Source organism: Magnetococcales bacterium (assembly GCA_015232395.1).
Classification (GTDB): Bacteria; Pseudomonadota; Magnetococcia; order Magnetococcales; family JADFZT01; genus JADFZT01.
In genome coordinates, this window is record JADFZT010000070.1 from 1 (window position 1) to 25,013 (window position 25,013).

20 protein-coding genes and 1 pseudogene are annotated in these 25,013 nt (G+C 57.3%); 12 read left to right on the top strand and 9 right to left on the bottom strand.

Features of this window, described 5'->3' with window-relative positions; genetic code table 11:
* Positions 1–31 precede the first annotated feature (31 nt).
* The 4 genes from HQL52_16015 to HQL52_16030 all read right to left on the bottom strand — a co-directional run bounded on the left by HQL52_16015 (position 32) and on the right by HQL52_16030 (position 5,437).
* A complete protein-coding gene (locus HQL52_16015) occupies positions 32–2,023 on the bottom strand; it encodes a hypothetical protein (GenBank protein MBF0370955.1) in 1,992 nt (663 codons plus the stop codon).
* A gap of 203 nt (positions 2,024–2,226) precedes the next feature.
* Positions 2,227–3,423, bottom strand: a complete 1,197-nt coding sequence (locus tag HQL52_16020) for a D-alanyl-D-alanine carboxypeptidase (GenBank protein MBF0370956.1) — start codon at positions 3,421–3,423, stop codon at positions 2,227–2,229.
* 61 nt (positions 3,424–3,484) lie between these two features.
* On the bottom strand, positions 3,485–4,342 hold the full coding sequence (locus tag HQL52_16025; protein MBF0370957.1) for a septal ring lytic transglycosylase RlpA family protein: 858 nt from the start codon (positions 4,340–4,342) through the stop codon (positions 3,485–3,487).
* 3 nt (positions 4,343–4,345) lie between these two features.
* Positions 4,346–5,437 carry a lytic murein transglycosylase gene (locus tag HQL52_16030; GenBank protein ID MBF0370958.1) on the bottom strand — a complete coding sequence of 364 codons (1,092 nt, stop codon included), beginning with the start codon at positions 5,435–5,437 and terminating at the stop codon, positions 4,346–4,348.
* Between the two features lie 177 nt (positions 5,438–5,614).
* Between HQL52_16030 and HQL52_16035 the strand changes: the two genes are divergently transcribed.
* Complete coding sequence (locus tag HQL52_16035) at positions 5,615–7,423, top strand: ABC transporter ATP-binding protein (GenBank protein ID MBF0370959.1); 1,809 nt, start codon at positions 5,615–5,617, stop codon at positions 7,421–7,423.
* On the top strand, positions 7,420–9,321 hold the full coding sequence (locus tag HQL52_16040; protein MBF0370960.1) for an ABC transporter ATP-binding protein: 1,902 nt from the start codon (positions 7,420–7,422) through the stop codon (positions 9,319–9,321). Before HQL52_16035 ends, HQL52_16040 begins: the two co-directional genes overlap by 4 nt.
* 35 nt (positions 9,322–9,356) lie before the next feature.
* Here HQL52_16040 and HQL52_16045 read toward each other — a convergent pair whose 3' ends face one another.
* Together HQL52_16045 and HQL52_16050 are read right to left on the bottom strand one after the other, a co-directional pair.
* The gene (locus HQL52_16045) at positions 9,357–10,958 is read right to left on the bottom strand and encodes a mechanosensitive ion channel (GenBank protein MBF0370961.1); all 1,602 of its coding nucleotides are present in this window, start codon (positions 10,956–10,958) and stop codon (positions 9,357–9,359) included.
* A gap of 194 nt (positions 10,959–11,152) precedes the next feature.
* The gene (locus tag HQL52_16050) at positions 11,153–11,521 is read right to left on the bottom strand and encodes a hypothetical protein (protein MBF0370962.1); all 369 of its coding nucleotides are present in this window, start codon (positions 11,519–11,521) and stop codon (positions 11,153–11,155) included.
* A gap of 262 nt (positions 11,522–11,783) precedes the next feature.
* Between HQL52_16050 and HQL52_16055 the strand changes: the two genes are divergently transcribed.
* A complete protein-coding gene (locus HQL52_16055; protein ID MBF0370963.1) occupies positions 11,784–12,575 on the top strand; it encodes a PilZ domain-containing protein in 792 nt (263 codons plus the stop codon).
* Here HQL52_16055 and HQL52_16060 read toward each other — a convergent pair.
* The gene (locus HQL52_16060; protein ID MBF0370964.1) at positions 12,562–13,371 is read right to left on the bottom strand and encodes a hypothetical protein; all 810 of its coding nucleotides are present in this window, start codon (positions 13,369–13,371) and stop codon (positions 12,562–12,564) included. The two genes, HQL52_16055 and HQL52_16060, sit on opposite strands and share 14 nt — an antisense overlap.
* Positions 13,372–13,987: 616 nt before the next feature.
* Here HQL52_16060 and HQL52_16065 point away from each other — a divergent pair.
* From HQL52_16065 to HQL52_16105, 9 genes are all read left to right on the top strand, one after another.
* On the top strand, positions 13,988–14,521 hold the full coding sequence (locus HQL52_16065; GenBank protein MBF0370965.1) for a TlpA family protein disulfide reductase: 534 nt from the start codon (positions 13,988–13,990) through the stop codon (positions 14,519–14,521).
* Between the two features lie 80 nt (positions 14,522–14,601).
* Positions 14,602–14,856 (top strand): DUF4266 domain-containing protein, encoded by a 255-nt coding sequence (locus HQL52_16070; protein ID MBF0370966.1) that lies wholly within the window; start codon positions 14,602–14,604, stop codon positions 14,854–14,856.
* Complete coding sequence (locus HQL52_16075) at positions 14,843–16,015, top strand: DUF3570 domain-containing protein (protein MBF0370967.1); 1,173 nt, start codon at positions 14,843–14,845, stop codon at positions 16,013–16,015. The genes HQL52_16070 and HQL52_16075 overlap by 14 nt, the downstream gene beginning before the upstream one ends.
* A 153-nt stretch (positions 16,016–16,168) precedes the next feature.
* Entirely contained in the window at positions 16,169–17,107 is a 939-nt protein-coding gene (locus tag HQL52_16080; GenBank protein ID MBF0370968.1) for an FAD:protein FMN transferase, read from the top strand.
* A gap of 203 nt (positions 17,108–17,310) precedes the next feature.
* Complete coding sequence (locus HQL52_16085; GenBank protein MBF0370969.1) at positions 17,311–18,438, top strand: hypothetical protein; 1,128 nt, start codon at positions 17,311–17,313, stop codon at positions 18,436–18,438.
* Between the two features lie 241 nt (positions 18,439–18,679).
* The gene (gene tkt, locus HQL52_16090; GenBank protein MBF0370970.1) at positions 18,680–20,644 is read left to right on the top strand and encodes a transketolase; all 1,965 of its coding nucleotides are present in this window, start codon (positions 18,680–18,682) and stop codon (positions 20,642–20,644) included.
* A gap of 265 nt (positions 20,645–20,909) precedes the next feature.
* The gene (locus HQL52_16095; protein MBF0370971.1) at positions 20,910–21,323 is read left to right on the top strand and encodes a hypothetical protein; all 414 of its coding nucleotides are present in this window, start codon (positions 20,910–20,912) and stop codon (positions 21,321–21,323) included.
* A gap of 22 nt (positions 21,324–21,345) precedes the next feature.
* Complete coding sequence (locus HQL52_16100; protein ID MBF0370972.1) at positions 21,346–21,495, top strand: hypothetical protein; 150 nt, start codon at positions 21,346–21,348, stop codon at positions 21,493–21,495.
* 12 nt (positions 21,496–21,507) lie between these two features.
* Positions 21,508–23,340 carry a carbamoyltransferase gene (locus HQL52_16105; protein MBF0370973.1) on the top strand — a complete coding sequence of 611 codons (1,833 nt, stop codon included), beginning with the start codon at positions 21,508–21,510 and terminating at the stop codon, positions 23,338–23,340.
* Positions 23,341–23,739: 399 nt separating this feature from the next.
* On the opposite strand, the pseudogene HQL52_16110 reads toward HQL52_16105, so the two are convergent.
* Positions 23,740–24,120 (bottom strand): annotated as a pseudogene (locus HQL52_16110) (type II toxin-antitoxin system VapC family toxin).
* 3 nt (positions 24,121–24,123) lie between these two features.
* Positions 24,124–24,360 carry a hypothetical protein gene (locus HQL52_16115; protein ID MBF0370974.1) on the bottom strand — a complete coding sequence of 79 codons (237 nt, stop codon included), beginning with the start codon at positions 24,358–24,360 and terminating at the stop codon, positions 24,124–24,126.
* Between the last annotated feature and the right edge of the window lie 653 nt (positions 24,361–25,013).

Sequence of the window (25,013 nt, forward strand, 5' to 3'; positions counted from 1 at the left end):
GACGCCGTGGTAATCCTTGAAGGCGATGGGTTCACGCTGGACGATGCCTTCCGGTACTGGATCGAGCAGCCGCTTCCGGTTCAGGGAGATCCTCCTCGTCAGCCCCCCAGTCATCTTCCAGAGCCTCTTGCGCTTCCTCCAACTCATCATCATCAGAGTCAAACGCCAGTTCCTCTTCCTCTTCGACTGCTTCGGGCTCGGGCTCCTCTTCGGCTAAAACCGGTGCTTCCGATTCAAGTTCAAGCTCCTCAGCTGTTTCGGGCTCGGGTTCCTCAGCTGTTTCGGGCTCGGGCTCCTCAGCCATTTCGGGCTCGGGCTCCTCAGCTGTTTCGGGCTCGGGCTCCTCAGCTGTTTCGGGCTCGGGTTCCTCAGCTGTTTCGGGCTCGGGCTCCTCAGCCATTTCGGGCTCGGGCTCTTCAGCCATTTCGGGCTCGGACTCCTCGACCACCACCACCTCTTCTTCAGGTGCCCCGGGAAATCCTTCTGCCGATGCAGGAGGTGGTGCGACCTCCATGCCATCCAGCTCAAAGACGTCCTCTTCCTCTCCCGCCTCGTCATCATGCTCGGCAACCGCCGCTGCAAAAGAGAAGGCCTCTTCGTCCACCTCCGGAGCCGAAACCACCGCTGCGGAAAACCCCATCTCCTCCGGATCCTCCCCTTCCGGGATCCCCATCTCCTGGGAATCCTCCAGCTCCTCCTGGGGCTCCGGAGTCGGCTCAGGATTTTCCTCAGCCAAGCCGGCAATCATCTCATCCAGATCAACCGCGTCCTCACCCGCCGCCCCAAAGGCATCTCCCTCTTCCTCATCCAGCTCTCCCGCCTCAGGCCCCACAGCGGCCACAAACTCCGCCGCCTCATCCGCCATCACCGCATCGCTGAATTCCGGAAGGGGCTCCACATCGGCCTCGACCGCTTCCATCACTTCGGTCAGATCCAATACATCCGCCTCATCCACCCCCCCTTCACCCAAGTCAGAGTCCCCCGACTCCTCCAGCAAAATATCCGAATCAGCATCAGCATCCAGATCATCCACCCGGGCTGAAGCTTCCCCTGACTGGATCAGCTCTGCCAGATCAAGCACATCCTCCTCTTCCACACTCTCTTGGGCGTTGAGTGGATCATCCTGATCCTCATCAAACGCTGATTCCGACGCTTCTTCTTCGATATCGGAAGGTTCCGGCATCTCTTCAATATCGTTGGGATCCGGCAGGTTGTCCCGGGGCTCTGAATCAGCGTCCGCCTCATCCCGATCCGACAGTTTCGTCTTCAGCTGTGATTCCGAGACCGCCTCCAACCCGAGCCGGGCAAAGGTATCCGCCTCATCCCCCATCTCTTCCAACTCTTTTTCCACTTCGGAAGTGTCGTCCAAAACGGCGGCCACCTCCGAAAACTCCGGACCGGCATTGGGAAGAACCAGGGGGGCCCCGGTATCCTCTCTCAAGAGCAACTCTTCCTCTCCCACCAATTCCGAAAAGGCTTCCAGCTCAGTCAATTTTGGCTCTGGGGTGGCAGAGCTCTCTTCCAGGGGATCGGTGAGTTCCAGAGGCTCTTCCTCCTCCAACGCCTCATCCCCTCCAGGCTCGGCTGTTTCGGCTTCATCCTCCTCAGGGGAAAATGGCTCCGACTCTTCAGACAATGCCTCCATTCCTTCCAGGGCAGAGGCTTCATCGATGGATTCCAGCCCCTCCTCTGCCAGATCGGTATCGCTATCGGACTGGGAATCCCCATCACTCAAGGCCCGACTCAGCGCATCCTCATCCACCACCGTCAGCAGTGCCTCGGAGGCGTCGTCATCCAGGATCTCCTCCAGGCTGGCCAAAATTTCCGACATGGAGGGGTCGTTATCCTCTTGACTGACCTCTTTGGCCGGCTTTCCCTGGACGTCCATAAAGTCTCCAATCCCATCCTCGGAAAAATCTTTCAAGCTCTTGGCAAGCCCCACCGTGGCCAGCTCCAACCCCCAGGAGTGCCCGGACTTTTTCTTGCCTTCCCCCTTGGTGGACTTACCCTTTTTTCGACCCATGTCCGCCCCCATTGACACGATTCACCGGGTTGACCCACGCACCACCAGCACTCTCCCCACGGCTCTCGACTGCAAAAAATCCATGCGTCCTGCATGGGTCCTGGTGGCAACGCACCGCTTTCGGGTTCATCCTCCACCCCTGCTGACAATGGAACACCAAAGCAGAGATTGATCCGGGGGTGGTGACAGAAAAGCGCCCAGGCTTACCACCCCAGATAGAGACGTACGGAATCCACCATGTTGCGCACGATTCCGCCAGCCGGGACGGCTGTATCCGCCAAGACCGGTTTGCGCATGAGTTCCTCTTCTCCCAGCTTGACCACCAGGGTACCGATGGGTTGCCCCTCGGCCAACGGCGCCATCAGGGGATCCTCATAGAGAATACCCACCTCCAGAGAACCACGCTCCTTACGGGGCACCGTCACCACCAGGGGCTCAGCCAGGCGGCCAGTGACCTCTTCCTGCTCCCCTTTCCAGACCCGAATGGTGCGCACGGTTTCGCCAGCGCCAAAAAGACGCACGGTTTCAAACATGCGATTGCCGTAACGGAGAAGTCTCAGGGCTTCCTCTTCCCGATCCTTGGAGTTACGCGCCCCCATCACCACGGCAGCCAAGCGCTGCTCATCCTTTTCGTTGGTGGCGATGAGGCAGTATCCCGCCGCCCGGGTGTGGCCGGTCTTCAGCCCCGTCACCGAGGGATCCCGCCACAAAAGACGGTTGCGGTTGTATTGACGGATACCGTTGAAGGTGTACTGCTTTTCCCGGGAATAGTGCGAAAATTGGGGAAAATCCCGGATCAGGGAAGAGGCCAGAACAAACATGTCCCGGGGGGTGGTGTAGTGATCCTCGGCAGGCATGCCGGTGGCATTGGTAAAGTGGGTATATTCCAGCCCCAACTCCTGGGCCTTGGCGTTCATCAGCTCGGCAAACCCCTCCTCAGAGCCCGCCAGATATTCCGCCACCACGATGCAGGCGTCGTTACCGCTCTGGACGGCAATCCCCCGCACCAGATCCTCCACCCGCACTTTATCTCCCACCTTGACGAAGGTTTTGGAGCCCCCCATGCGCCAGGCCTTTTCACTCACCGGCAGCTCGGTCTCCAGGGTAAGCTCCCCCTTGGCGAGGGATTCGTAGATCAGGTAGAGGGTCATCACCTTGGTGAGGGAGGCCGGCTCCAGGCGCGCATCCCCATCCTGCTCGAACATGATCGTGCCGGAATCCACATCCCCCAGCACCGCCCCCTTGCCCAAAATTTTGAAAGGGGCTTTCGGGGCCGCCGTTGCCAGAGTGGCTAGACTCACCACCAGCAAAAACATCAAACCGCTCAAGATCCAGCCACTTCCAGCACGCAAAGCCAAAAAGTTTCCAGACCCCCGAGGGGTGTGTGACTGCTCGTTCACCTGAAACCTCCAATCGTAACCCGGCCCCGGGGACTATCCCCCGAAGCCCTCTGCTGGCAAGCTACTCTTTGACGATGCTGCCAGCGCCAAATCCGTTCTGATCCAAACGGGAGACGATCCGTTCTGCCTGATCTGCCGTGGCAAAAGGACCGAAACGCACCCGATAAAATTTTTCACCGTTGACCCATTTTTTGACCACCCTGGCATCCCCCACCTCCTCCAACGTCTCCGCCAGACGCCAGGCGTTACTCGCAGCCTGGAAGGAGCCTACCTGCACATAAAATCCCTGACCGGAATGGCTGGTCGATTCGGTTTGGCGGGCGTTTCTTTTTTTAGGGGTGGGTTTTGCAGGGCTTGTTGCACCCTGGGTCTTGGTCCTGGTTTGGGCCGTTATTTTTGCTTTGGATCTGGCCTTTTCCTGGCTGGTTAGCTTGCGATCCGGCCCCAAAGCCTCCACCCGCACCCGGGCGGTCCCCTGTTTGGCAAAGCCCAGTTGTCGGGCCGCCGTGAGGGAAAGGTCAATCAGGCGATTTTTGACAAAGGGCCCCCGGTCGTTGACCCGAAGCTCCACCGACCGACCATTGGCCAGGTTGGTCACCCGCACCCGGGAAGGAAGGGGCAAAATAGTGTGGGCGGCTGTCATGCCATACATGTCGTAGGTTTCGCCGATGGCCGTGGGGCGTCCATGAAATTTTTTGCCGTACCAGGAAGCGGTCCCCTCTTCCACATAGCCGTTGGCATTTTTCATGGGATAGTAGGTCACCCCGAAGACCTTGTAGGGTCGACTGGTGGGGCCGTCCTCCCACACTTCGGGACCCTCCGGGGTGCCGCCAATACGGGCACACCCACTGACCCCCAACGCCAGAAGGAACAAAACAACCGTAACCGAAGTCCAACGCTGCACCGATGAAGCTTCCATTCCTCAAGGGTTCCGCCCAAAGCGGCGGGAAAGTTCATAGACCGCCATGGCAAAGCGGCTGGAACGGTTCCAACGGGTAATCACCCGGAAATTTTCAAACACCATATAATAGCGATAGCCGTGCAACTCTTCCAAGCGGATTAATGCGGCAGGTGCTTCCAGATCCGGTTGGGCGTTGCCACTCACCAGCCGTACGCCTTTTTCCTGCCAGCTTTTCCAGGGGTACATGGCCGATAGATTTGGCGAGAGCATTCCCTCAAGCGCAGGATTTTTCTGCACCGACCAGCTATAGGCCCCACCCCGCTGCCAGCCGTGCCCGTGGAGATAGTTGGCGATGGAGCCCAACACATCCGCCCGGCTTTTAAAAATATTTTTATCACCATCCCCGTCAAAATCCACCGCATACCGGCGCATGGAGCTGGGAATCATCTGCACCTGACCCATGGCCCCGGCAAAGGAGCCCTTTAGCGTGAGAGGGTGCCACCCCTCCTCCCGACACAGAAGCAAAAATGCCCGGAGCTGCTCTTGGAAAAAAGCCGCGCGTCGGGGATATCGGGTGGCCAGGGTAAAGAGGGAGCGCAAGACCGGATGCCGCCCCATATTTCGCCCAAAGTCGCTTTCCACCCCCCACAAGGCCACCAAAATTTCGGCTGGTGTGCCATAGCGGGATTCGATTTTTTTCAGGAGCGCCCGCTCCTCCTCCATCCGCTTGCGACCTCGATTGACCCGCCGGTCGTTGATGAGCCGCTTACGGTATTTATGGTAGGGCAACGCCTCGGCCTGATGATCCATGAGTTTCAGCACCCGACCGTAAGGAGGCAGGCCACCCAGCAGATCATTCAGCCAACTGCGATCAAAACCGTCCTCATCCACCAAAGCCAGAAGCCACGGATAGCGGGCCACCAGATCCCGTTCAGCGGCCCCGGCCACGCCCCCCACGCCCCCTGACAGGCCCAAGGCCAAGGCGGCAAGCCCCACCCCCCCCTGGCCAGCGAGAGCCAAAAAATCCCGTCGATCCCCCCCCCACGGCAGGGGATCTGCCAGCCCTTGCCCCGAGGGCGATCCGGGTACATCCTGAAGAGGCTTATCAACCATGGCTTCACCGGCTCTGGAGCGCGAGTGACCTTGCAGAAAGGCCCCAAGGGTACAATGTAACCCGGATCCTCCCCCATGTAACGGGAGAGTTAACAAAAAACAGCCTTTCACCCCCCTGTTTTCCCCTGCCAGGCCCTCCGGTCCCACCGACACCCCTTTTCCAGGATAGAGACCCCTTTGCGCCTGACCCAACGATTCCGCCACCTGATCCCCCATTTCAAACGCCACAAGGGCGCCTTTGCTCTGGGTTTTTTGCTCCTGGTCATGAGCAGCCTGACTTCCGCCACCATCCCCTGGCTGATGAAACTGGCCACTGAGGATCTCACCCAACACGCCCCCCGGGAGACGCTCCTCGGCCATGCCGGACTCCTCACCGTGGCGGCCCTCCTCCACGCTCTCCTGCGGGTGACGGGGCGCACCCATGTTTTTGCGATTGGCCGACGGGTGGAGTATGGCCTGCGCAAATCCTTCCACGCCAAGCTCCTCACCCTGGACGCCCCTTTTTTCCAGGGGGAACGCACCGGGGATCTGGTCTCCCGGGGCAGCGGCGACATCATGGCGATCTCGATGTTTATCGGTCCCGGTTTTTTGCAAATTTCCAACACCCTGATGACCTACACCGTTCTGCTCCCCATCATGCTCAAGCTGGATCCGGTCTTGACCGGCCTGGCCCTGCTCCCCTTCCCCCTCATTTTGCTGCTGGCCCGGCGGCTGACCGGCCGCCTCTACCGCTCCAGCCAGGCGGTCGCCAAACAGTTTGGCGGGCTTTCGGCCTTTGTTCAGGAAGGGGTCGCAGGCATGGGGGTTATCCGCTCCCACGCCCGGCAAGAGGCCTGGGGGGAGCAGTTCGACTCCGAGGTGGAAGGACTCTATCAGCGGCAGATGACTCACGCCCGACTCCAAAGCCTGCTCGTTCCCCTGATCCTCTCCAGTGGCGCGGTGGGGGCCTGGATCATCCTGGCGCGGGGGGGCCCCCTGGTCGCCAACGGCACCTTGAGCCTGGGAGATTTTGTCGCCTTTACCGGCTATCTCACCATGCTCATCTGGCCCACGGTGGGACTCGGCTGGATCATGACCGTGCTCCAGCGGGGCTTGGCCGCCATGGAGCGCATTGGCCGCATTCTCGACACCCAACCCACCATCCAACTCCCGGACACCCCCCCGCAACCCATCCCCTGGCAGGGCAAGCTATCGGTTCGGGATCTCCATTTTCGCTATGGGGATCAATCCATCCTGGAAAAGATCCACCTGGAACTCCCGGCGGGTGGCTTTGTGGGGTTGGCGGGCCGTGTGGGGTGTGGCAAATCAACCCTTCTCAACTGTCTCGCCCGGCTGCTGCCCCCTACTATCGGGGAGATATCCATAGATGACCGCCCCCTGCCGGAGATTGACGAGACCGATCTGAGAAATCATCTGGCCATGGTGCCCCAGGAGGGGTTTCTCTTTTCGGCCACGGTGCGGGAAAATCTGCTTTTTGGTAACCCCGAAGGGGGGGATGAACTGGCCTGGGAAGTGGCCAAAACAGTCTGTCTGGATGAGGAGATCCGACACTTTCCCCATGGGCTCGACACCCTGGTGGGAGAGCGGGGCATCACCCTCTCCGGGGGGCAAAGACAGCGGGTGACCCTGGCCCGGGCGTTGGCCATGAACCCCAAAGTGCTGCTTTTGGACGATATTTTTGCCAACGTCGATACCCACACCGAAGCGCGGATTTTGAAAAACCTCCACGCCTTGACCCCCCAGCGCACCATCCTCCTGATCTGCCACCGGGTCTCCTCTCTGAAGGAAGCCGAAACCATTCATCTTCTGGAAGAGGGGCGCCTCGTCGCCTCGGGAAATCACGATCAACTCTTAAAAGAGAGCCCCCTTTTCCAGGATCTCCACCGACAGATGAGCCGCCAGGAAGCCCTGGAAGAACTCAAACAGGAAAAAATCCAGCGGGAAAGAATCCAGCAGGAAACACTTAATCGGGAGGCGCAACCATGAGACCCGCCGTGCCTTCGGATACCGAGGAGACCCAGTTCGGCAAGCTTTTGGATCGGGAGCTGTTCCTGCGTTTTTGGGGTTATGCCCGGCCTTATCGCAAGTGGGTTTTCATCGCCATCGGGCTTTTGCCCCTTTCAGCCATCGCCCAGCTGGGTCAGCCGTTGCTGGTCAAGCTGGCCGTGGATCGCCATCTGGTGACGGGTGAGTTGGAAGGATTCAGCTGGCTGCTGGTGATTCTGGGGGGACTTGCGCTTTTACAGTTTATCGCAGGCTACGGCCAAACCATCCTCAACGCCTTGCTGGGCCAGCGGGTGGTGCGGGATATGCGCCAGGATCTCTTCGCCCATCTGCTCCGCCAGGATGCCCCCTTCTACGCCAAAAATGAGAGCGGACGCCTCACCAACCGGGTCACCAACGATACCGAAGCGGTGAGCCAAATGGTGAGCCAGGGGTTGGTCAATCTGGTGGGGGATGTGCTGCTGCTGGTGGGGATCATGGTGAGCATGGTGTGGCTATCGCCGAAGCTGGCCGGGGTCACCTTGATTGCGCTACCCATTATCATTCTGGTGACCATGACCGTCACCCGCAAAATGCGCAAAGTGCAGCGCCAGAGCCGCCTGCTGCAATCCCAGATGGCCAGCCGCCTCACCGAAGAGGTGGAAGGACATCAGGTGGTGCGGCTGTTCCATCGTCAGGAAAAAAACCGCACCCGCTTCGATGGAATCAACCGGGATCACCTGCACCACACCATTCGGATCAAGTTTTTCGACGCCTTTCAGTTCAGCTTTGTCGAAGCCGCCGCCACCATCACCATCGCCCTGCTCTTCTTCTATGCCAGCCAACCGGAAACCCGGGAGGCGATCACCCTCGGCACCCTGGTAGCATTTATCGACTATCTTCGGCGGATTTTTCTGCCCATTCGGGATCTCTCCTCCAAAATCACCACCATGCAGGCGGCGATGACCGCTCTGGAGCGCATTTTTTCCCTCATCGACACTCCCCCCACCATCCAGGACCGGCCCACCGAAAGGGAGGAAGCGAACCAAGCTCATTCAACATCCTCAACACCCCAAGCCCCCCAGATGCCTCCCTCCTCCCCCTTCACATCGAAGCAGGTACAAGGGGCGATTCGCTTTCGCAATGTGGGGTTCAGCTATGGGGATGATCCGGTGTTGAAGGGAATCAATGTTACGGTGGCTCCGGGGGAGCGGGTGGCCATTGCGGGGCCGACGGGGGCGGGGAAGTCGAGCTTGATCCAGCTGGTCAACCGCACTTATGAACCAACAGAAGGCACGGTGGAACTGGACGGTGTCGATATCACCCACATTCCCCTGGCCACTCTCCGGCCTCTGGTGGGAGTGGTGTGGCAGGAGACCTTTCTCTTTGCGGGCACCATCGCCGACAACATCAGCCTGGAGGATCCCCGCATCACCCCGGAGCGCATTCGCTGGGCGGCTAAACAGACCGGAGCCGACACCTTTATTGATGTGCTGGCGGATGGTTATGAAACGGAACTTTCGGAGCGGGGGAGCAATCTTTCAGCGGGGCAGAGGCAGCTTTTGGGTTTGGCCCGGGTGTTGGCGGCGGATCCGAAAATTTTGGTGATGGATGAGGCGACCAGTTCGGTGGACACCATCAGCGAGCGGTTGATCCAGAAGGCGCTGGAGCGAATCTTCGAAAACCGCACGGCGCTCATCATCGCTCATAGACTCTCCACCATCGAACACGCGGATCGGATTTTGGTGATTTCCGACGGCGAAATCGTCGAATCAGGCCCCCATCAAGCCCTCCTGAACCAAAACGGCCTCTACGCCCAACTCCACGCCCTACAGTTCGATGCCTCCAGCCACTCTTCTCCCGTCAAAGAGGCCATCCAAACCTCCACTCCACCAAACTAAAACAGTCAAGCCATCAACGCTGGTTTTCCACTGATTCAACTGGCAAACCAGCGGCGGATTTTTTCGGCCAGGCGTACACTGGCGGTCTCGACGGCTTTCTCCTGCTGCTCCCGGCTCGCCTGGTGTTTGGCGGTGCGCTGTTGGTCCTTCTGCTGCATCTGGGCGACGATGCCGGCCAGCTCCTGCAACACTGCCGGGCGGTTTTGCACAATGCCGGTCAGGGTCTCCTTGGTCACCTCGTGGGTCACCGTCTCCCTCTCCCCGGAAACCCGCACCGTGGCACTCCGGGGCTCTCCGGTCATCAGGGACATCACCCCCACCGTCTGCCCCATGCCCAGAGTCGCCACCCGCAACTCTTCCCCATCCCCCTGGGTGATAAAGACATCCACCTCCCCCCGGGTGATCAAAAAGAGGGAATCCCCCTTGTCCTTTTGATGGATCAAAGTCTCCTGGGGGCCGTGGATGTGGCGCTTGGCCCGAAACGCCAGCTCATGAAGCTCCCACTCCTCCAGGGAAGCAAAAAAAGGCACTGCCCGAAAAAATTCCAACAGCTGGCTGCTCTCCTCCACCTCCCGCCACACCGTCCCCGGCACCGGTCGCTCGGCATGCTCCAGGTCGATATGAGCGTGGAGGCGATTAAAGGAAAAACGAATCCCCCGGCGATTCAGGCGATACCAGATAGCTGAGGCGACTTGGTTGGCCGCTTTGTGGCGATTGGCAAAGGTATCGATATAGTAACAAGCGGAATAACGCACCCCCAGATCATCAAATTGATCAAAAATGGTATAGGCCGCCGGATGCTTTTGGATGGCTGGAGATTGGGCCATGGCAAAATTGACCAGGTCGATCACCAAATTGGGCGCTGCGCCATACTCCACCATAAAGGAGAGCTTGCGCTGGATGGCAGGTGTCGGCTTGCTGGCGTTGCGAACCGGGCTTCGGGCGACCACACTGTTGGGAAAAACCAGCTGATTGCCGTGGAGATCCTCACAGGTGACACAGCGCCAGTCGATATCCCGAATCAGACACCACTCCTCGTTGATCTCCACCCAATCCCCCTGGGCAAAGGGCGGGGAAAGGTTGAGGGAGATGCCTGCAAAAATTTCTCCGATGGTGTTTTGTGCGGAATAACCCACCACAAAGGCAAACACCCCGGAAGTGGCCGCCAGGGCGGTGATGGATTTGTCGAAAATGAAGGCCATCAGGATCATCAGGGTGATCAGATAGACCAACACATGAACGCTGTCGCGCAACAGCGCCGGAATCGTCGAGCCCCCCTCCTCGTTGCCGAGGATCCCCTCCCACACCACCCGCTCCAGCAAGCGGTTGAAGGTATAAGCCAGAGCAAACCACCAGGTGGCCAGCACCAGCTTGTGAATCAAGCCATAGTGGCGAACCGCCAGCCCGCGCAGAGGCTCCATCAGGGATTTGAGCAGGGAAAGATCCAGAACCGTCAACAGGGAGAGAAAAACCATCAGCATCAACCCCAGCCGCAGACGGGAAGAGCTGCTCCGCTCTCGCCGGGTGAGGTTGGCTACAATAAAAGCCAATACCACCAGCAAAAATGAAAAGCCGGAATATTCAAACACATCTCCCAAATCCTGCACCGAGATGCCGGTCATGTAGGTCTCATTCATGGCCTGATTCGCCTTAAGACAACGAACAAAATTGAGTGCGTGTTTATCTCGTTTTTAAGCCAAAAGAGGTACTGGCGCAATCGGTTGGCTGATGGAAGAGCCCTCCCAAGGGAGATCAAACCATCAAAGAGGCCGGACAAAAGGGGTGGAACCCTCCCCTGGAGCCGACTGTTTCCCTTAAGCAGGGTTTTGGATTATTTCACCCCGATGCGATCAAACACCTGCTCTTCAATCTCCCGGATCACCCCACTCTCAGCCATCTGTGCTTCGGCCTTTCCGGGATCATTCATAAAATTTTCATAAGAGAAGAGGGTGGCGACTCTTTTGGATTTGGCCAGGCAATAATCGGTCACATAAATCTGATAAAACTCCTCCCCGCCGATGCGGTCAAAAATCCGGTTGAGAGGGGTATTTTTCAAGCTCAGGGAGCGTTGCAGGGTCTGGGCAGAGGTGACTTTACAGAGATACTCCACCTCTTGCATCTGTTCTGGCTGCCAAGCTGATTCCTCGGCTTCCACCCCAAAAGGAACCAGCATCACGACCAGCATCAACCACTTGATCATCTTTTTCATCTCCCCTGTTTTCGAACGGATATCCGAACCTGAATACCCGACTAAATAAGCCCCCATGGCTGGAATGCTCCACCTGATAACCACGATCCAGCGAAAAAATTTCCGGTGGGCCACCCATGGACATTTTTCCAAAATCAACGAAAACAAACTGGCTCGTTTTTTGCGATAAGATTAAATATAGCCTGAAACAGCTCTGCCAGCCCTATCCTGGCTTTTGTTTTCCCTGATAGCACTCGATTCAACGGAGATCACCTTGGAATTTCTTGATTTTATCTACAAAATGCACAGCACTGAAGAAGAAGGGGCGATCATCAATCCCAACCATAAGGTGACGGTGACCGACCCCAAGTTGATTTCCCAGATTATCATGATGATGACGATGGAAGGAGATCAACCCATCCGGCTTCATTTTGGTCGGCAAATATTTAACTACCACTCCTATCTCAAGGTAAACATTCGGGAATTTCAGGCAGCAGACAGCCTCTATCTCCTGATCGACGCCCTGGATCCCCCTATCGGCAACATCCGAATCCGCAGTAGTCAATTCATCGATATTCAGATGTTTACCAAAAAATATTTTTTGGGATTCCGTGTCAGCTATCTGGACCTTGTCAAAAAAAATTTATTCAAGCTCTCTTTTCCCAATGAGCTTATGGTCAAACGGGAAAAACGGGCTTCCATCCGGGTCAAGACCGACAGCAAGTGGAAAATCTCCACCCTCATCACCCGGGAGGCTGGCATCACCTTTCCGGTACAGCTTCGGGATATTTCAGTGGGCGGGCTCTGCTTTGACTGTAAGGAAAACATCCCCAAAATCAACAAAGCCTCCACCCTCACCTGCCAGTTTGAATGGAAAGAGCTGGATGCACCCCTGACCCTCTCGGCCAGTGTGGTGGAAGGGTTTGTCGAGGAGGATCTTTGCGGTTACCGGGGGCGTTTCCTGTTTGATTCCTACGATGATTCACTGCGAGCCCTGGAACGAATGGTGAGCGCGATGCAGCTGAAATATCTCAAGCGGCGGAAAAAATATTTCAAGGAGTGGTAGCCCGATTGTGCCAACCCGAACGGCTCTTTGCGGAGCGGCCAGCCGCCTCTGTGGAAGGCTCATCATTGCCGCTGCACGGACAATCCCCACCCCCACCACTCTCCACCTCTTCCCAGTCGTCCACACTTTGACGCACCGGGATGGTCTCACCGTCGCTCAGATGCAATAGCAGCACATAATCCAGAGGTAGAGAGGGCGTTACCCCTGACGGCAGCACTCTCTCTCCCCGCCAACCGCCACCGGAGCCCAGGCTGCTTTCAAAGGTCAATTCCAGGGGGGCGCTACCGAGATAGGGCCCCAGCAGGGTGGCGCCCATGAGCTGTTGAGAAAAATCCGGCACCTCAGCCGCCATCAGATAGCGGCCACTCTCCCCATCCCGCACGCCGAACACTTCGGCGGTCAAAATCACACACTGGCGGTCGCTGGGGGCATATTGAACCCGATTGCCAAACCAGACCCCGGTCTCGCCACCCTTTGGCTTGGTCCAGCGCCCATCCAGACGGTCATCCGCCAGGCGCCCCCGAAGGATAATCGCCCCGTCACTGAAATGGATGACACCCTCCAGGCGGTCGGCGTTGATTTCACCGTCGATGGCCACCCCATCACACACCATCTCCCCTTCGAAGGTGTCGCCGGATTGCTCAAACGAAAAAAATTCCGGCCCCTCCAACCCGGAGTCACTCCCCTCCTCGGCATGAAAAACCAGCCAGGTGCCAGCAAGATCCGCCGCCTGAAGAGCCCCTGGAGAGAACCATAAACCCAGCACAAGAGCCAAAAACCAGGACGTTTTTTTCATGACACCCTTCTCCCCTTCGCCTTCGTTCCTATAGCAATTCGAATCAAGAATTGGGCATATACCGTTACACTTTTGCTGTCATTCCCGCGAATGCGGGAATCCAGGATGTCTGGCACGAACCTTTCCAAATCTTGCTTCACTTTCAGCAAAATACCGGCCTTGCTGAAGATTAGGTTTTTCCTTGAGAGCCATGATTATCTCTCTGGATCCCCGCCTTCGCGGGGATGACGAGTCAGAGAAGAGCATCTATATTCTTAGGTAGGCTTGCTATACCCACCCCAAAACAACCCTTTCGGCCAAACCTGCCGAAGCTATCCGCCACGCCGGAAAACCCCCACACAAGCACCCAACCACAAAGACGACGGTCAAACGGCCTTTGCTAAGGATGACATGTTTGGAAGGAAGATTATATCACATAGTTTAGGGGTAGAACTAAACCGTTGAAAAACAGTTTATGATTAACTATCCTGTGATATTGAGATAAATCAACATTCATGAGTTGGACTGGGATTGATTCAATAGACATGACGACAACAGAGCCCGACAGCCCAGCCAATCCCATCCGCTCTCTATCGGCTGGCTATCCCGGTCGAACCGGACATAAAGGTCACCACACATGAAACGCAACACCTACCAAACCTTCTTTGGTATCGTTCTGCTTCTGGGGTTTGTTTTGCTGGCCCCCACCCCTGCCCTCGCCTTGAACGACGGGGATGTGGCTCCGGCTTTTTCCCTCCCGGCCCTGGGTGAAAATCCCCCGGCGGACAAGATTGAACTGGCAGCCTACAAGGGCCAAGTGGTGCTGGTGGACTATTGGGCCTCCTGGTGCCCCCCCTGCCGCACCTCTTTTCCCCTGCTCAACGACCTGCGCAACAAGCTCAAGGATCAGGGATTTGAGATTCTTGGTCTGAGTGAAGACAATCGCAAAAAAGCCTCGGAAAAATTTTTACGGCGCACCAAAGTGGACTTTCCCATCGCCTGGGATAAAGGGGGCACCATCGCCCGGCAATATCAGGTCCGGGCCATGCCCAGCTCTTTCCTGGTCGACAAAAAAGGGATCGTGCGCCACATCTATCTCGGTTATTCCGGCAAGGCCCACATGGGCAAGCTTGAAGCCGATGTGGACAAACTTCTGAAGGAAGCTCCATGAACCGGCAAACACTGGTCAAAAATGCAACCCGACTCCGCCAGGAAGCGATGATCCAGGAGCGCGCCCGGCAAAAGCCCAAAATGTCAGCTCAAGGTCACTCCCAGTCACAAAGCCTGCTGCGCCGCTTCTGGATCCTGACCCTGCTGGCCGCTCTCGCGGTGATGGCGGGAGGATGTGCGGTGGTAGAACCTTGGGAGCGGGATTATCTCGCCCGCCCCGATATGAGCTTTGATCCGGATCCCCTGGAAGCCAATGCCCGGAGTCAGATCTATTACAGCAAAGAGACCGCCTCGGGTGGCTATGGGGTGGGAGGTGGTGGGTGTGGCTGTAACTGATCTGAAAATCAATGGCCAAAGCACCGCCCCCGGCAAGGGGTTGGCGGCGCTGATGGGAGCGGCCATGGCCCTGCCCGGACTCACTTCCCAGGCAGAGGCCGCCTCCCAGGGGGAACCTGCCATGGCGTTTTCCTATCTGGACTATCACGAGCACGGGGATCTTATTGACGTGCGTGCGCCTCTGGTCTGGGGACGCATGCCCATCGGTGAACATTATGAACTGGAGATGACGGGGGCGCTGGAGACCATGGGTGGCGCCTCCCCGGAAACCGTCACCAACCGCACCGGCGAAACAGTCCAGACCCTGACCGGCGCCTCCATCGACGACTCCCGCCAATCAGTCGATTTAAAGCTGACCCGTTTTTTTGAAAAGGGCAGCCTGGGAATCGGCGGCTCTTTTACCAGTGAGGATGACTACCACGGAGCCTCCGTCAGCATCGACAACCGCTGGGAGTTCAACCAAAAAAATACCGTACTGGCCCTGGGTGTGGGCTATTCCAGCGACGATATCGACGCGGTGGATGGGGATCCCCTCAACAAAAAGCAGATCGGCTGGGATTTTATGGTGGGGGTGACCCAAATCCTGAGCCCAACCGCCATCATGCAGTCCAACATCACCTATGCCACCGGTTCGGGCTATTTTTCCGACCCCTACAAGTGGACCTTCAGCTTCAACCCCCTTTCCATTGATACCGATGTCCGCCCCAACAAACATCGCCAATGGGCTTGGCTCACCCGCTATAACCGCCATTTTCCCGATCTGGAAGGTACCCTGCAAAGCGACTATCGCTTTTATTGGGACAACTGGGGGGTAACCGCCCACACCATGAACCTGGCGTGGTATCAATCCATCGGCGACTATTGGCAGCTGCGCCCCTATCTGCGCTATTACGATCAGAACAAAGCCGATTTTTATGCCGAAACCCTCCCCGCCTCCCCCGGAGAGGATGGCACCATCTCCTCGGATCAGCGGTTGGGAGATTTTGGCGCCTTCTCCTACGGCATCAAAGGAATCTGGGAGTTTGACAACGGCATCAGCCTCAACGCCCTGGTGGAGCGCTACCAGCAGGATGACGACCTGGCCATCGGCAGCGGCTCCCCCAACTTTAAAACCTTCGACGCCACCTTCTTTATCCTGGGTGCGGCCTATACGTTTTGATGTGAAAAGCCCGGCTGATGTGGGGGATCCGGGCTGATCCATAGCGTTTGCCTGGTTACCGGGGTGTGCTTGTGAGCCGAACCAAGCGCTTGGGGCTCTGTCCCACCCCCCACCTGGGGAATGATTCCCCTGCTCCCCAATCCGATAAGCCCCATGCGCCGATTCACCTTCCCCTTCCAGGCCATGGGGGGACCCGGAGAGCTGGTTTTTTACGCCCCGGACCAATCCCTGGCCGACAAAACCGCCCACCTGGTGCGCCAGGAGATCGCCCGCCTGGAGGCACGTTATTCCCGCTATCGCCCGGAAAGCATCGTCTCCCGAATCAACCGCTCCGCTGGCAAAAATGACATTCGGGTGGATGCCGAAACCGCAGCCCTCCTCGACTATGCCGCCACCTGCCACACCCAGAGCCAGGGGCGCTTTGATATCACCTCCGGTATTTTGCGAAAGTGTTGGGATTTTAAAAGCCAGCACATTCCTTCCCAAAATGAGATCGACCAATTCCGACCGCTCATCGGCTGGGGGCAGGTGATCTGGGAAAATCCCCGCTTACGCCTTCCCCATCCCGGCATGGAGATCGATCTGGGAGGGGTGGTCAAAGAATATGGGGTGGATCGGTGCGTCGTTATTTTGCAGGAAGAGGGTATTCGACATGGTTTTGTCAATCTGGCGGGGGATCTCAAGGCCATCGGCCCACACCCGGATGGCCGCCCCTGGGGAGTGGGGGTTCATCATCCCCGAAAACCGGGGAGTCTGCTGGCGCGCATTCCCCTGCTCAAGGGAGCCCTCGCCACCAGTGGCGATTATGAACGGGTGATCATGCAAGATGGCCAGCGGCTGAGCCATCTTCTCAACCCCCTGACTGGCCGACCCGTTACCGGGGGATTGGGCTCGGTTTCGGTATTGGCCCCCCACTGTTTGATCGCCGGCTCCATTGCCACCGTGGCCATGCTCCAGGAGCGCCCGGGGGGAATCGCCTGGCTACAGGAGATGGGGCTTCCCAACGTCCAGGTGGATGATCAGGGGGAGGTCACCAGCCACGGCATCCAGCTCCTTCCACCACCCCCCCCCAGCCACCACCTTCCCCCGTAACCACTGAAGGGACTCTTTGCTTGCACTTCGTTAGCTGTCTTGTCTTTGGGTGGCTGGTTTGTCAAAATCCAGGGACCATTTTGAATCAACCGGGGTCGTTGCAGGGATCTCCCATCGGATTCATCCAGCCGATCTGGGCGTGATCCTCCCGGCATTTTTTTTTCGCCAACAGACAAACAGCCCAAAACCGAGGCTTCAAAGCCATGCCCGTCATTCAGCCCACCTCCTCAGCGGATTGCATCGAATTTATCAACGAAAACCGACAGGATGTAGAGGAAGGGGTCTATGATATTCGCATCAAGGGGGAGTGGCTGGCCCAGCTGCCCCAAGAGGTTTTTCAGCTGCTGCTGACCCACTGCCCCTCCAGCAAGCGGGTGATTGCGGCCTCGGTGGACAATCCCGAAGCCGGGGCGAAAACACTCACCCTTCTCGCCAAGGATGACAGCGCCGAAGTACGCCTGGCCGTGGCCCAGAATATCCACACGCCCCCCAGTGATCTACGGGATCTCTCCTTCGATATCTCCGACGACGTACGCCTGGCCATTGCCCGCAACCCCGCCATTCCCGACACCCTGCTGGAGCAGCTTTCCCAGGATAAGGAGTTTGAAATCCGCCTGGAGGCCTCCAAAAATCCCGGCATCAAGATTTCCACTCTGAACCGCTTGGCCAGTGACCGGGCGGATACGGTGCGCACTTCCATCCAAAACATGGCCCGAAACCATCGCACCCCCCCCGACATGCTGGAAAAACTCTCCAAAGTGCGGGACGCCGCCCTTCGGCAGGAGGTCGCCCTGAACAGCGCCACCCCCCGCAAGCTTTTGGCCATTCTGGCCAGAGACCAGGTGGCCACGGTGCGCAGCGCCGCCCACTCCGCCTGGATCCGCATTGCCAACAACCAACACACCGATCCCAGGGAGTTGACGCAACTGGCCGGGGTGCGTTCTGAGGAAATCCGCTCAGCCGTGGCCGGCAACACCGCCACCCCCGAAGAAATTTTGGCCAAGCTCGCCGTCGATCACGCCCCCAAGGTGCGCCAAGTGGTGGCCAGCAATCCCAAAACCCCCCTCACCTGCCTGAAAAAAATGATCCAGGATCCCCTCACCGATGTCCGCCGGGCGGTGGCCAAAAGTCCCAACCTGCCAGAACCGATCCTGGAAGCCCTCTGTCAGGATAAAGCCGCCACAGTACGGGCCACCCTGGCCGCCAACCCCATCGAAATCAAACGTCGGGAAACAAACAACCTCTGCATGCTGTGTGGCAACGGGTTAAAAAAAATCGAATCGATGTTTGGGGGCAAATGCATGAGCTGCCGCAAAAACAAACCCTATTGATCCATCAGCCCGGGATCCTGCCCAAACCCCTTTTCCATCTCCGCCCACCTGACAAGCCAAAACGCTTTTGGGCGGAAGAAAAATGGACGATTGGGACGCCAAAGACCGTTTCGGAAGGGGGGGAAATGGTCTATAGTCGGCTTTTTTTTTGCATTTCCATTCCACTATTCGGGTCTGAACAATCCGAGGCAAAAAGGCCTCGATTTCGTTACAAACCCGCTATCCTGACTGGCCAATTCCCATGAAGAACCAAAATCCGGACCATCTTTGCGTATCCACCCTGAGAATGCTATCCGTGGACGCCATTGAGGCTGCCAACTCCGGCCATCCGGGGTTGCCCCTGGGGGCGGCCCCCATGGCCTATGCCCTCTGGAGCCGCATCCTGCGCCACAACCCCACCAACCCCAACTGGGTGGAGCGGGACCGATTTATTCTTTCGGCAGGCCACGGCTCGGCACTTCTGTATGCCCTGCTCCATCTTTCCGGATATGACCTCTCCTTGGAAGAGGTGAAAAATTTCCGGCAGATGGGCTCTCTCACCCCGGGCCATCCCGAGTATGGTCACACCCTGGGCGTGGAAGCCACCACCGGCCCCCTGGGGCAGGGATTTGCCATGGGTGTCGGCATGGCCATGGCCGAACGCCGCCAGGCTGAAACCCTCAACCGGCAGGAATTTTTGCCGATTGTGGATCACTTCACCTACGCCATCGTCTCCGACGGCGACCTGATGGAAGGGATCGCCTCCGAAGCCGCCTCCCTGGCCGGGCACCTCTGCCTGGGCAAGATTATCTATCTCTACGACGATAACCATATCTCCATCGAAGGGGACACCAACATCACCTTCAGCGAAGATGTCGGCGCCCGTTTCGAGGCCTATCAGTGGCATGTGGTGCGGGTGGATGATGGGGAAGATCTGGATGCCATCACCGAAGCGATCAAGCAGGGGCAGGCTGAAGAGGAGCGCCCCACCCTGATCATGGTGCGCACCAGCATCGGTCACGGCAGCCCCAAGGCCAACACCCCGGCGGTGCACGGCTCCCCCCTGAAAGGAAAGGACATGGAGGCCACCCGTTCCTTCTATGACTGGCCCCAAGAGCGCTTTCACATCCCCGAAGCCGCTGCCGACCAATTCAAAAAGACCATTCTGGATCGGGGCCAAGCCCTGGAAGCAGAATGGCAGGCACGCCTGGAAGCCTTCCAAACCCGCTTTCCGGAAGATACCAACCGCTTTTTAAGCGAATGCCGCGGGGAACTCCCGGCGGGTTGGGATACGCACCTGAAAGCCCTCGATTTTGGTGACAAACCGATAGCCACCCGTTCGGCTTCGGGCAAGGCGCTCAACGCCGTCGCCAAGGGGTTGCCTGCTCTGCTGGGGGGCTCGGCGGATCTGGCTCCTTCCAACAAAACCTGGATCGACGACGACACCAACCGCAACATCCATTTCGGGGTGCGGGAGCACGCCATGGGGGCGATCGTCAACGGCATGGCCCTCCACGGCGGATTTATCCCCTTTTGCGGCACTTTCCTGGTTTTTGCCGACTATCTGCGGGGCGCGATCCGTCTTTCGGCGTTGATGGATACCCATGTGATCTACGTCTTGACCCACGACAGCCTGGCGGTGGGCGAGGATGGGCCGACCCATCAACCAGTGGAGCATTTGGCCAGCCTCAGAGCGATTCCCAATCTCACGGTGTTCCGCCCTGCAGATGCCAAAGAGACCGCCGCTGCGTGGGGTCTCTCCATCTCCCGGGGCAAACCTGCGGCGTTGGCGCTTTCCCGTCAAAATCTGCCCATCCTGCCCGGGGCCACTGAAGAAGGGGTCGCCAGGGGAGGTTATGTGGTTTCCGACTGTGACGGAGAGCCTCAGCTCCTGCTGCTGGCTACCGGTGGTGAGGTCTCTCTGGCGGTTGCGGCTCAGGCGGTGCTGGCCGGTGAGGGCATCGCTGCCCGGGTCATCTCCATGCCTGCCTGGGAGCTTTTTGAAGCCCAACCCCAAGCCTATCAGGATGAAATCCTGCCCCCCGGCCTCACCGCACGTCTCGCCATTGAGGCGGGCAGCTCCCTGGGCTGGCATCGTTGGGTGGGGAGCCTAGGGGATGTGATTGGCGTGGATCGCTTCGGGGCTTCGGCTCCTGGGGGCCAACTTCTGGAAGCGTATGGCTTTTCAGTTGAAAATGTCGTTTCCCGAGCCAAGGCGCTGCTGTAGAATTCACCCTGTTCCACGAAAACAGCGTAACGCCTGTGGATCGTCTGGGCTGATGGGGAGTCGTGCCAGCAAAGCAGAAAGTGGGCTGACAACACGCTATCCGGTATCCAGCGCCAAAAAATAGCGGGAAGGGCCTATCTTAATCGTCATTCCAAATCAAGATGGCACATCCGTCTTGATTGGTGCGACTCCCACGGCTCACCACACCCTACGAACGCTTTTGATCAGGAACCACTGGTTACCCTTGGAGGGAGGGGATCCATTCATGACTGAGGGTTCATCCGAGCGCGCTTTGGAAGGCTCATCCGACAGCTCCTTTGGGCTGGTGTTTACGGTGGTGTTCGCCATCATCGGATTGTGGCCCCTGCGCAGTGCCCAACCACCCCACACAGCAGTCCTGGCGCTCAGCGGGCTTTTTTTTCTCACGGTCATCGTGCGCCCCGCTCTGCTCGCTCCCCTCAACCGCCTCTGGACCCAATTTGGCCTGCTGCTTCACCGCATCATCTCCCCCATTGTGATGGGAATTCTCTTTTATACCACCGTCACACCCATCGGGGTGATCATGCGTTTTTTTGGCAAAGAGACCTTACAGTTAAAGTTCGACCCCAAGGCGGAGAGCTACTGGATTGTGCGTGACAAGCCCGGCCCCGCCCCGGAATCGATGAAACGTCAATTTTAAAGCGGACAATCAGGAGTGGGTGATGTCTTTTTTTGCTGAATTATGGGCTTTTATGCGGGAGCGGAAAAAGTTTTGGCTGCTGCCCATTCTGCTCATGCTGACCCTGCTGGGGGGATTGATCATTTTTTCCCAGGGCTCGGCGGTAGCTCCTTTCATCTACACTCTTTTTTAGATCTCCTATCCCGTGCATATTCTCGGCATCTCCGCTTATTACCACGACAGCGCTGCGGCACTGATCCGAGACGGCATCGTGGCTGCCGCTGCTCAGGAAGAGCGATTCACCCGGAAAAAGCATGACCCGGGCTTTCCTCGCCACGCCATCGAATCCTGCCTCAAGCTGGAGGGCATCACCCTGGAGGAGGTGGACCGGGTGGTCTTTTATGACAAACCCTTCCTGAAATTTGAACGACTTCTGGAGACCTATCTGGCCTTTGCACCCCGGGGCTTTAAATCCTTCCGCATGGCCATTTTGGTTTGGGTTCGGGAAAAGCTGTTTCAAAAAAATTTATTGATCCAGGAGCTGCAACGCTTCGATCCTGGCTTTGATGAATCCCGGCTGCTTTTTTCCGAACATCACCAGAGCCATGCTGCGAGCGCCTTCTACCCCTCCCCCTTTGAAGAAGCCGCCGTGCTCACCATGGATGGTGTGGGTGAGTGGGCCACCACTTCGGCGGGTATCGGTCGGGATAATTCCTTGGAGATCATCAAGGAGATCCACTTTCCCCACTCATTGGGGCTGCTCTATTCCGCTTTCACCTATCACACCGGTTTTAAGGTCAACTCCGGTGAATACAAGGTGATGGGTCTGGCCCCCTATGGTGAGCCCAAATATGTCGAACGAATTTTTGAACATCTGATCGACCTCAAAGCGGACGGCTCATTTCGCTTGGATCTCTCCTATTTTGATTATTGCACCGGTCTGACCATGACCGGCCCCAAGTTTGATGAACTGTTTGGCTCCAAGCCCCGCCAACCGGAAGAGCCGGTGACCCAACACCATATGGATATGGCCGCCTCGGTTCAGGCGGTGGTGGAAGAGGTGGTGTTGCGTATGGCCCGGAGTCTGGCTCAGGAGACGGGGATGAAAAATCTCTGTCTGGCTGGTGGGGTCGCCCTGAACTGTGTGGCCAACGGTAAGCTCCTAAGGGATGGGGCCTTTGAAAAAATCTGGATCCAGCCTGCTTCGGGGGATGCCGGGGGGGCTTTGGGAGCGGCGCTGGGGTGTTATCACTGGCATCTGGACAACCCACGCATCCTGACTGACGGCATGGACGCCATGCAGGGGGCCTATCTCGGGCCATCCTTCACTCAAGAAGAGATCGAAGCCCGTTTGACCCGGGAAGGCGCCAAATTCGACCTCTTGCCAGAGCCGGAGCTGCTGGCCGCCTGTGTTGAGGCGCTGACGGCTGGAAAGGCGGTGGGCTGGTTTCAGGGGCGGATGGAGTTTGGTCCCAGGGCGTTGGGGGCACGTTCGATTTTGGGGGATCCCCGCTCACCCACCATGCAATCCGTGCTCAACCTCAAGGTCAAGTTTCGGGAGTCGTTCCGCCCCTTTGCGCCGTCGGTGTTGCGGGAGGAGATGGACCACTGGTTTCAGTTGAATGAAGACAGCCCGTATATGCTGCTGGTGGATGATGTGGTGCCGGAGCGGCGCCGAATGATGACTGAAGCGGAGGAAAAACTTTTCGGCATCGACAAACTCAACATCCCCCGCTCCCAAATTCCTGCGGTGACCCATGTGGACTATTCCGCCCGGATCCAAACAGTCCACCAGGAGACCAATCCTCTGTATCACGCTTTGATTGGGTTGTTCAAAAAGAAGACGGGCTGTCCGGTGGTGGTCAACACCAGCTTTAATGTGCGGGGGGAGCCGATTGTGGGTTCACCGGAAGATGCCTTCCGCTGCTTTATGGGCACGGGCATCGAAACGCTGGCGGTGGGGCGCTGTTTCCTCAGAAAAGAAGAGCAGGATCCCAAGCTGGTACGGGATTACAAGGATCAGTTCGAGCTGGATTGATACCAATTCCGGTTCAACAGGTGAGTCGAACAAAAAAACGTTTAGCCACAGAGAACATAGAGAACACAGAGAAAACCAAAATCGAGCCAAATTCGTGCCCGGCAGTGTGCTCGGAATATTCAGCTGTTTTTCATGCTTTTCCTCTGTGACCTCTGTGTTCTCTGTGGCAGATTTTTCGGTTTTGAATGAAGTTCAAACGATGGCCTTAAGCGCATTGTTTGAACCAAAACTCGTATAATTCTAAAAAAAATGGGGGATGTGCGGGGACTCCTCTCCCCCCATGGTTTTGCTTTTTCCTGTCAAACACACCTAAAACAGCACACGCATCCCCCCTGGATCACCTACCTCCGAGGGTTGATCCTTCCTTCTACACCACTCCTCAACACACCAACAGCATACTCAAGCCGCTACCGGCATCACCAACTCGGCATCGGTGCGGCGGAAGCCCCCATCCAGGGTGAGGATGGGCCGACCTTTCTTTTTGGCCAGGGCGTAGGTGAAGCAATCCCCCAGATTGATTGAAAATTTCAACCGGGTTTCGGCAGCCAGGCAGGCCTGCTCCATGTCGGGGGCTTCAAAGCGGATGCCGCTGCTGTAGAGGGCCCCTTCCAGCTGGTAATAATCGATGGGCTGGCGGTCCCGGATCAGCATCAACGCTTCGGTCAAATTCACGGTGCTCATCACCAGCTCTTCCCGCCTGGCCTGCATCCGCTCCACAGCCCATTCACCATGGGACTCTTCAAAAAAGACGGCCAGAATGACCGAGGTATCAACAACCATATTCTACTCCCACATCGCTTCGTTGGAGCTGTAACGGGGGTTTGGATTGTGGGGGGCTTGGTTGCCCAACCCCAGCCACTGTTTAAAATCGATATCCTTCTGCTCCGCTTCCGCCCGGGCCAGCCCTTCCCGCACCGCTACCCGTATCGCTTCAGACTTGGTACGGATGCCTCGGGCGCGCATGAATCCCTGGAGGGCGCGTTCGAAAGCGGCATTGACGTGGATATTCAACTGACTCATGATGAAACCCTCTCTTCTGTACATTTATTCTGTACATCTTTCATGGATCCCATGGGAACCTGCCATTTCCAGCCACGATTGTCCACCCCTGACAGAAAACCTGCAGGGGATGGCTCCAAATGCCTGACGACTAGAGGCGTACCATTTTTTTCTGTACAGTCTATCTGTACATTATCTTAAAGGCCCATGGAACCCAAACTCTTCAGCCCCCCAATTCACCCTTTATCAGCCACTCATAGCGCCTGCTTCTGGCTCCTAACGGATGAATAATGCGCGCTTTTTTTTCTGTATATATTTTCTGTACATTATTTATCTTCTCCTTGCAAAGATAAAAATGCCAAACACCCCGGGGAATCGCCCTGGTGGAGTGCCTGAAAAATCCCATGATTAGCTCATAAAGAGGTCGCGTCTTTTTTTTCTGTACATATTTTCTGTACCGTTTTTATATCCAGGATGCAAAGATAAATCCCCCTCCCCCTCTCCCCTTCCAACTCCACCGCCCCCACTTCAAGCCAAAGCCGGTCGTTGGGAAGATTCAGGTTCTATAGCCATTCGAATCAAAAATTGGACATATGGCGTTGCACTTTTGCCGTCATTCCCGCGAATGCGGGAATCCAGGATGTCTGGCACGAACCTTTCCAAATCTGGCATCC